Here is an 8,975-nt window from a genome sequence, read left to right on the forward strand (position 1 = left end):
ATGGAGCTAGTTCAACAAATAAATACAGCAACTCTACCACAGCATTTAGCCATAATTATGGATGGAAATGGAAGATGGGCTAAACAAAAGGGATTAATTCGAGCATTGGGTCATGAAAGTGGAACCAAATCGGTTAAAACCACTGTTGAAACTTGTGCCAAACTTGGCATAAAAAACCTTACTCTTTATGCGTTTTCAACTGAAAATTGGAATCGCCCAAAATTAGAAGTAGAGACCTTAATGAAACTATTAATCTCTTCTTTAAAAAAGGAAATTAAAACATTACAAGCCAATAATATCAAATTAAATGCTATAGGAAATTTAACAAATTTACCCATAAGCGTTCAAAAAGAATTACAAGAAGTAATAGACAAAACTTCTGAAAACACTAGGATGACACTAACTTTAGCACTTAGCTATGGCGCTAGAGAAGAACTCATGCAAGCTGTTAAAAAAATTTCAAACAAAGTTAAAAATAATATAATTTCTGAAGAGGCTATTGACGAATCAATTATTAATCAGCATCTTTACACACACAATTTACCAGATGTCGATTTAGTAATCAGAACAAGTGGCGAACATCGTATAAGTAATTTCCTGTTATGGCAAATAGCCTATGCAGAATTTTATTTCACGGAAGTCCTTTGGCCTGATTTTTCAGAAAATCATTTATATGAAGCAATTATTAGTTATCAAAAAAGAGAACGCCGCTTTGGAAAAACTAGCGAACAAATTATACCCGAAAAAAATGTTTAAAAAAGGATTACAACTACTTTCAATTTTCATATTACTAAACAGCTCATCTATTTTTTCTCAAGACACTAAACTTGAAAACGGAAAAGAATACATATTAGCTAAGGTATCTGTTACAGGAAAAATTTCCTATAACGAACAAACTGTCACAACCTTTACTGGTTTAGAAAAAGGACAATCAATAATTGTTCCTGGAGAAGACATAAGTATAGCTATTAAAAAACTTTGGAAATTAGGATTATTTTCTGATGTGAATTTTTATGTCAACGAAATTAAAGGCGATAGTATTTACCTTGAATTAAACATCAATGAATTACCAAAAATATCTGATGTTAAAATCAAAGGAGTAAAAAAAGGAAAGTCTGAAGAGATAATCAAAGAAACGGATTTAAAGAAAGGGAAAATAGTAAACGAAAATTTACTAACTACTACCAAAAACTATATTGAAAACAAATATAAAAAAGACGGTTTTTATAATGCAAAAGTTGCCATAAATACGATACCAGACAGTACAAATAGTAATGTTAACATGGTAATTAATATAGATAAAGGAACAAAAGTTAAGGTAAAAAGCATCGATTTTGAAGGAAATTCAGAATTAACAGATGCCAAATTAAAAAAAGCATTTAAAAATACGAAACAAAAAAATGTCTTACGAATATTTAAATCATCAAAATTCATTAAAGAAAAATACAAAGAAGATTTAGATAACGTTGTTACAAAATACAAAGAAAAAGGACACAGAGATGCTCGTATTATTTATGACTCGGTATCATATAACAAAAAAAACAACACTATTGCTATCAAAGTAAAAGTAGAAGAAGGAAGAAAATACTATTTTGGTGACATTAGATACCTTGGAAATACGGTATATACTGACCGACAATTAAACAACATTTTAGGAATAAAAAAAGGGGATGTTTATAATGGGACAATTCTTCAAAAAAGAATTGCAGACGCATCAAAACCAGACGGTGAGGATATAACGAATTTATATCAAAATAACGGTTATTTATTTTCAAGTGTTAATCCAGTTGAAGTGAGAACTGTTAACGATACTATTGATTTTGAAATTAGAATTACCGAAGGACCAATAGCGTATTTTAATAAAATTACAGTTGTAGGAAACGATAGAACAAATGACCACGTAATCTACAGAGAATTAAGAACAAAACCTGGACAAAAATACAGTAAGGATGATTTAATTCGTTCTATTAGAGAAATTGGACAATTAGGCTTCTTTGACCCAGAAGCAATTAAACCCGATTTTAAAAATGTAGATCCTCAAGCAGGAACAGTTGATATCGAATACAAAGTAGTAGAAAAAGGATCTAGTCAAGTAGAACTTCAAGGAGGTTATGGCGGTGGTGGTTTCATAGGAACTCTTGGATTATCATTTAATAACTTTTCAGCCAGAAATATCTTTAAAAAAGAAGCTTACAAACCTTTACCAATGGGGGATGGACAAAAAATGGCTTTAAGATTACAGGGAAGTTCTTATTTCCAAACGTATAGTTTATCATTTTCAGAACCATGGCTTGGTGGGAAAAAACCTATAAACTTCTCAACATCTATATCTCATAGTAAACAATTCTTGTATAACTACAGTACTAGAGATGTAACAAGAAGTCAAAGTTTCAACATAACATCGTTATCAGTTGGTATAGCAAAAAGATTAACAGTTCCTGACGATTACTTTGTATTGTCTCAGGCAGTTTCTTTCCAATACTATGATTTAAATAATTACAATACTGGATTATTTACTTTTGGAAATGGTTCATCAAGAAATTTAGCTTATACAATTGCCTTATCAAGAAACAGTAAAGGAATTAATCCAATATTCCCTACAACGGGTTCAGAGTTCACTATATCAGGAAAATTTACTTTACCGTATTCACTATTTAATGGTATTGACTACAATGAATTAAAAAATTCAAAAGCATACAAGTTACAATATGACCCTAATGCAGGAATAGCAGTTCAAGGAAATGATCAAGAGCAATATCCTGTAGCTGGTGATTATATTCAAGAAACATTTGAAGGTTCTGGAATTTATCAAACTGTTGGAGAAAACTGGGAACAAGCTTCACTAGATAAAGCAAAATATGACCAAAAACGTTTCAATTGGTTAGAATACTATAAAATTAAGTTTAAAGCAGATTGGTACACAAGAATATATGAAAAACTTGTACTTAGAACGCTAGGAGAATTTGGATTTATGGGAGCTTATAACTCTGACAGAGGTTTAGTACCTTTTGAGCGTTATTATTTAGGAGGTGATGGACTGGCAAATTATTCACTTGATGGTAGAGAAACCATTCAATTAAGAGGGTATCCAAATAACTCTTTATCTTCTCAAGATGGAGGAACAGTTTATAACAAATTCTCATTAGAGTTACGTTACCCAATTACTTTGAATCAATCAGCATCAATTTATGCCCTTTCATTTTTAGAAGCCGGTTCTGCATTTAATGATTTCAAGCTTTACAATCCATTTAATTTACAACGCTCTGCGGGAGTAGGTTTACGTATATTTATGCCGGCATTTGGTTTATTAGGTATCGACTTTGCACATGGATTTGATCCAATCCCTGGGGAAACAGTTAAAAGTGGTTGGCAAACACACTTTATTATTGGGCAACAATTTTAGGGTTTGTTAGTACTTTTTGTTAAATTCGTAAAAATATTTCACATTTTATTGCGTTTAACATTCATTAAGTAAGACAGCTACGAAACAAAATTAAGTTAAAATGAAAAAATTATTATTTATACTTGTTGCACTAATCACTTTTTCTTCTAAAGCTCAAACCGCTAGAGGAGTTAAAATTGGCTACATAGATATGGAATATATCTTGGAAAAAGTGCCTGATTATGCGGATGCCATTAATCAATTAGAGCAAAAAGCACAAAAATGGAAACAAGAAATTGAAGTTAAAAAAACCGAAATCAATAAGTTAAAAGAAAATTTAAAAACAGAAAGAGTACTTTTAACTAAAGAATTAATTGAGGAAAGAGAAGAAGAAATTGCTTATCTAGAAAAAGAACTTTTAGAATATCAAGAAAAACGTTTTGGGCCAAAAGGTGATTTGATTATTCAGAAATCTGTTTTAGTTAAACCAATTCAAGATCAAATTTTTACCATAGTTCAAGATGTTGCTGAACAACGAAAATATGATTTTGTTTTTGACAAATCGTCTGATTTAACAATGTTATTTGCCGCTCAGAAATACGACATTAGTGATTATGTTGTAAAGAAATTAACTGCTTCTCAGAAAAGAGAAGAAATGTCAAAAAAACAACTAAAAGCCTTAGAAGCAAAAGAAGCATTAGACGAAGCTGTTGAAGAAAATCCTGCATTTACAGAAAGAAAAAGGATTTTAGATGAAAAAAAGGCTGCTAGAGAAAAATTAATAGAAGAGCGCAAATTAGCTAACGAACAAAAGAAAGCTGAGGCAGCCGAAAAAAGAAAAAAATTACTAGAAGAACGTGATGCCAAAAAAAATGGCACAGTAATTGAAAATAAAACTTCAGAGGGTGATAAAGAAGAAAAAGTTGATAATAAAATAGACAAAAACCCAAACGAAGATAAAGACATTGTAAAAGAAGAAACAAAAAAGCTCGATCCTAAAGAGGCTAGACAAAAACTTATAGACGAAAGAAATAAAAAACTTGAAGAGAGAAAAAAAGCTTTAGAAGAAAAAAAGAAAAAAATAGCAGAGGATAAAGAAGCTGCTAAAAAAGCAAAAGAACCAAAAACAGAAACAGAGAAAAAAATTAAATAACTTAAATTTTAAAATTAGAAATGAAACAATTAAAAACTTTAGCAATTGCAATCGTACTTTTTATTGGAACGCAAGTTTCAGCTCAATCTAAAGTAGCTCATGTTGATCTACAGGCCTTAATTACATCAATGCCTGAAATGAAAACGGCTCAAGATCAAATGAAAAAAATTCAGGACACTTATGACAAAGATTACAAAAACATGGTAGCTGAATACCAAACAAAATTACAAAAATATGAGCAAGAATCTGCTACTGCTGGTGACGCGTTAAACGAAACTCGTTCTAAAGAAATGCAAGATATGGGGAATCGTATTCAACAATTCCAACAAACAGCTCAAAAAGAATTAGGTCAAAAAGAATTGGATTTGTACAAGCCAATATATGAAAAAGCTCAAAAAGCTATTCAAAAAGTAGCAAAAGCTAAAGGAGTTAGCTATGTTCTTGATGCTACAAGTCCTGGCGTAGTTTTATTTCTTGAAGGAGGAACAGATTTATTAGCTGATGTTAAAAAAGAACTTGGTTTCTAATTAATCATAAAAAGCTTTTAAAAACTGCTTAATCTTAGCTAAGATTAAGCAGTTTTTTTTATTTTTGTTATTATGATAAACAAAAATCCAATAGGCTTGTTTGATTCAGGTATTGGCGGTACTTCAATATGGAAGGAAGTTCATGCCTTAATGCCTTATGAAAACACAATTTACCTTGCAGACAGTAAGAATGCACCCTATGGATTAAAATCTAAAGACGAAATTATTGCACTTAGCTGCAAGAATACCGAGTTTCTATTAGAAAACAACTGTAAAATAATTGTGGTAGCCTGTAACACAGCAACTACAAACGCTATTAAAGAACTTAGAGCTAAGTATGATGTCCCGTTCATCGGGATCGAGCCCGCTATAAAACCAGCAGCACTTCAATCTAAAACGCAAAAAATTGGCATATTAGCCACAAAAGGAACGCTTAATAGCGAATTATTTCATAAAAGTGTTGCAAATCATCCCGACGTTACAATAATCGAACAAATAGGCCATGGTTTGGTTCAATTGATAGAAAATGGAGATATGAATTCCGCAGAAATGGAGGAATTATTAAAGAGTTATCTAAATCCAATGGTGGAAAAAAATATTGACTATTTGGTACTAGGTTGCAGTCACTATCCTTATTTGATTCCACAGATTAAAAAAATCATTCCTCCGCAAATTAAAATAATTGATTCTGGTGAAGCAGTAGCCAAACAGACACAAAAAATATTAGAACAAAGTCATTTATTAAATCTTACAAATAAAAAAAGCTCGCAAATATTCTATACGAATAGCGAGCCTGAAGTTTTAAAAAATATACTAGGAAATTGTGAAAATGTAATTTATAAGAATTTTTAGTTTATTCTTTAAACCAACCTGAATACATTACATAATTATTTGAAATACGTTCAATTTCACCTGCAAAATCACTTTGATCTATATCTTTAACTTTCTTTGCAGGAACACCCGCATAAATACAACCCGATTCAACGACTGTATTTTGCGTAATAACAGAACCTGCAGCAACAATTGAATTACTTTCAATCACACAGTTATCCATTACAATAGCGCCCATCCCAATTAGAACATTGTCTTTTATTGTACAACCATGCACGATAGCATTATGTCCAATAGAAACATTATTTCCAATAACCGTTGGATGTTTTTGATATGTGCAATGAACTACGGCTCCATCTTGAATATTAACCTTATTCCCTATAGTTATTGAATTAACATCACCTCTTATTACCGCATTAAACCAAACGCTACAATTGGAACCAAAAGAAACATCTCCTACAATAGTTGCATTTTCAGCAACATAACAATCATCTGGTATTTGAGGGAACTTCCCATTTACTTCTTTAATCAACATAATTAACTCTTTTAAAAAAAATGTCCCGATAAATCGGGACAAATATACTTGAAATTTTTATTCTTAATTAACTGCAGGACAATTACAATCCCATTGTTTGTCTTTACAGAAAACATTCATACCTAAAGTAATTTGATGAAAACCTCCATTATCAAACTTAATATCACCCATAACATGACTGTATGTATATGAAAACATAAAGTTTTTATAGTTAACACCTAAAATTGGTGAAACCCATTGTAAATTTTGTTTACCACCTTCATACTGAGCGCTATCAAAACTTCTTCTGTAAGAAACTGCAGCCCATAATTTACCAAAATCAACAGCTTTATAAACTTTAAGATTTAAATCAATTGAAGACTCTTTAGTTTCAGAAATACGTTGATACATAAAAGAAGGTTCGAAAAGTAATCTATCTTCATTACCAAAAACAGCACCTACACTCCACAATAATTTACTTAAGTTGTCTGATTCAAATCCTTCAGAATACAACTCTCTTCTTTGGCTTGCTAAAAAGTTTTTCATTGTAACATGAGTAAAAAAGTCCATGTAGTGATATGAAACACCTAAATCAATATTAAAATAAGCATCTTTTTGGATAACACCATTTACAATAACAGGGTCATCACCCGTAAATGTAGAACCATCTAAAGTACTTTGAACGAAAGCAGTACTTAAACCAAAAGACAACTGATTTAAATCTACTGTACCTCTAGAAAATCTTAAATGGTGAGCATACGTTAATTTAGCACCTTTTTGTGAATGATAGCCATTTTTATCATTAAATAAAATTACCCCTACACCAGAAATACCATCCTGATCAATTGCTGTATTAAAACTAACAGTTTGTAATGATGGAGCTTCGTCTTGTCCAAACCATTGTTGACGACCAGTTAATCTAATTTTACCACAATTAGCAGCACCTGCCATTGAAGGGTGAATTAAATAATAATTATCCGACAAATAATCAGAATAAACAGCTATTCCTTCTTGTGCAAAGGAAAATTGTGCCAATAAAAATGCTAAAATAAAATAACTCTTTTTAAAATTCATTGTAGTTATTGTTTAATGAAAACATACCTATTACAATCCTAATCAAACCATATGGTTTAAAATTAGAATATTATTAATAAAAAACAATAAGTAAATATGGTTTTTTACTACGAACTTGCCAAAGGTATAAATTTTTGTGTTTCTTTTACAATACACTTAAATATTATTAGATTTAATATGTGATTTTTATATGTTATATAAGACTTTTACATTGTATTTATCAAAATCTAATAAAAAGTTAAATAAAAAAAGTGCCCTGCTAAAACAAACTAAATATCTTATGAACTTTGTATCTTTGCAAAAAAATAAGTATTATGCAAGTAATCGCAACTAAAATAACTCAAAATCCAGCCATTGTAAAATTTGAATTGGATGAAATTATTGTAAGAACTGAGAATTTTGAATTCAAAAATATTGACGAAACGCAAAATTCTCCTTTAGCAAAACAATTATTCTTTCTTCCTTTTGTTAAAACAGTTTATGTTTCAGGGAATTTTATCGCCATTGAAAAATTTTCAATTGTAGAATGGGATGATGTTCAAGAAGATGTAGCCAATCAAATTAATGAGTTCATTTCTAATGGTGGAGAAATCATCAAAATAGATGAAACCAAAACAAAAAAACAACCAATAACCGTTTATGCTGAAACCACTCCTAACCCATCAGTTTTAAAATTTGTTTGCAATAAACTACTAACTAAAACTGCTCTGGAATGTAAAAACATTGATGAAACATCTGCTTCTCCTTTAGCAAAAGAATTATTTAAATTTCCTTTCGTAAAAGAAGTATTCATCGACGAAAATTATATTTCGGTTACCAAATTTGCTATAACAGAATGGGATGAAATTACTTTGGAGTTAAGAACTTTTATTAAAGAGTACATTGAAAACGGAAACATTGTAATTGATGAAACAGCAATTGTGAAAACAGAAATTCATCAAAAACAACAAGAAGCTTATTTTGACACACTTGATGTTACTTCTCAGCAAATCATCAACATTATCGAAGAATACGTTAAACCTGCAGTTCAAAGCGATGGCGGAAATATTATGTTTGAATCTTTTGATCCAACAGAAAAAAGAGTAAAAGTAGTTTTACAAGGCGCTTGTAGCGGTTGTCCATCTTCAACTTTTACTTTGAAAAATGGAATTGAAAACATGTTAAAAGATATGTTGAAAGATGAAGGAATCAAAGTTGAAGCTATCAATGGATAGTTTTTAAAAATATAAAACAAAAAAAAAGAGCCGAATAGACTGCCCCCAAAAAGTTAGACACTATTTGGGGGTATTTTTATGGAAAGAAAAGTCAAGTATGATTATGCATTTAAGTTAGAATGCGTAGAATTAGTTTTAGAGAAGCATTATTCTTGTGAATTGGTTTCTAAACAGAAAGGGCCTAACAAGTCTAACATTAATAAATGGGTTAAGTTTTATAAACAATATGGCAGAACAGGTCTTTTGCCTAAAAAAAATCAAAATTACTCAACAGATTTTA

General features: G+C 30.5%; 9 protein-coding genes. 7 read left to right on the forward strand and 2 right to left on the reverse strand.

Features of this window, described 5'->3' with window-relative positions; all coding sequences use genetic code 11:
• From ACE3PD_RS01090 to murI, 5 genes are all read left to right on the forward strand, one after another.
• Window positions 1–756 carry an isoprenyl transferase gene (locus tag ACE3PD_RS01090; RefSeq protein ID WP_374398703.1) on the forward strand — a complete coding sequence of 252 codons (756 nt, stop codon included), beginning with the start codon at window positions 1–3 and terminating at the stop codon, window positions 754–756.
• A complete protein-coding gene (bamA, locus tag ACE3PD_RS01095; protein ID WP_374398705.1) occupies window positions 674–3,403 on the forward strand; it encodes an outer membrane protein assembly factor BamA in 2,730 nt (909 codons plus the stop codon). The genes ACE3PD_RS01090 and bamA overlap by 83 nt, the downstream gene beginning before the upstream one ends.
• Before the next feature lie 100 nt (window positions 3,404–3,503).
• Window positions 3,504–4,535 carry an OmpH family outer membrane protein gene (locus ACE3PD_RS01100; RefSeq protein WP_374398707.1) on the forward strand — a complete coding sequence of 344 codons (1,032 nt, stop codon included), beginning with the start codon at window positions 3,504–3,506 and terminating at the stop codon, window positions 4,533–4,535.
• Window positions 4,536–4,555: 20 nt separating this feature from the next.
• Window positions 4,556–5,062, forward strand: a complete 507-nt coding sequence (locus ACE3PD_RS01105; protein ID WP_374398709.1) for an OmpH family outer membrane protein — start codon at window positions 4,556–4,558, stop codon at window positions 5,060–5,062.
• Between the two features lie 72 nt (window positions 5,063–5,134).
• The gene (murI, locus tag ACE3PD_RS01110; RefSeq protein ID WP_374398711.1) at window positions 5,135–5,914 is read left to right on the forward strand and encodes a glutamate racemase; all 780 of its coding nucleotides are present in this window, start codon (window positions 5,135–5,137) and stop codon (window positions 5,912–5,914) included.
• A 1-nt stretch (window position 5,915) separates the two neighbouring features.
• Here murI and ACE3PD_RS01115 read toward each other — a convergent pair whose 3' ends face one another.
• Window positions 5,916–6,428, reverse strand: coding sequence for a gamma carbonic anhydrase family protein (locus ACE3PD_RS01115; RefSeq protein ID WP_374398714.1), 513 nt, complete (start codon window positions 6,426–6,428; stop codon window positions 5,916–5,918).
• Between the two features lie 63 nt (window positions 6,429–6,491).
• A complete protein-coding gene (locus ACE3PD_RS01120) occupies window positions 6,492–7,481 on the reverse strand; it encodes a type IX secretion system membrane protein PorP/SprF (RefSeq protein WP_374398716.1) in 990 nt (329 codons plus the stop codon).
• 314 nt (window positions 7,482–7,795) lie between these two features.
• On the opposite strand from ACE3PD_RS01120, the gene ACE3PD_RS01125 reads away from it, so the two are divergent.
• Window positions 7,796–8,695, forward strand: coding sequence for a NifU family protein (locus tag ACE3PD_RS01125; RefSeq protein ID WP_374398718.1), 900 nt, complete (start codon window positions 7,796–7,798; stop codon window positions 8,693–8,695).
• Between the two features lie 78 nt (window positions 8,696–8,773).
• A partial coding sequence (locus ACE3PD_RS01130) for a transposase (protein ID WP_374398720.1) occupies window positions 8,774–8,975 on the forward strand: 202 nt, incomplete at its 3' end.

This window comes from Flavobacterium sp. (assembly GCF_041911335.1).
Taxonomy (GTDB): domain Bacteria; phylum Bacteroidota; class Bacteroidia; order Flavobacteriales; family Flavobacteriaceae; genus Flavobacterium.

Bases quoted from the DNA above. Each gene is read 5' to 3' on its own strand.
- ACE3PD_RS01100 (WP_374398707.1), top strand. From the start codon at position 3,504: ATGAAAAAATTATTATTTATACTTGTTGCACTAATCACTTTTTCTTCT.
- ACE3PD_RS01105 (WP_374398709.1), top strand. From the start codon at position 4,556: ATGAAACAATTAAAAACTTTAGCAATTGCAATCGTACTTTTTATTGGA.
- ACE3PD_RS01090 (WP_374398703.1), top strand. From the start codon at position 1: ATGGAGCTAGTTCAACAAATAAATACAGCAACTCTACCACAGCATTTA.
- murI (WP_374398711.1), top strand. From the start codon at position 5,135: ATGATAAACAAAAATCCAATAGGCTTGTTTGATTCAGGTATTGGCGGT.
- ACE3PD_RS01125 (WP_374398718.1), top strand. From the start codon at position 7,796: ATGCAAGTAATCGCAACTAAAATAACTCAAAATCCAGCCATTGTAAAA.
- ACE3PD_RS01115 (WP_374398714.1), bottom strand. From the start codon at position 6,428: ATGTTGATTAAAGAAGTAAATGGGAAGTTCCCTCAAATACCAGATGAT.
- ACE3PD_RS01120 (WP_374398716.1), bottom strand. From the start codon at position 7,481: ATGAATTTTAAAAAGAGTTATTTTATTTTAGCATTTTTATTGGCACAA.
- bamA (WP_374398705.1), top strand. From the start codon at position 674: ATGAAGCAATTATTAGTTATCAAAAAAGAGAACGCCGCTTTGGAAAAA.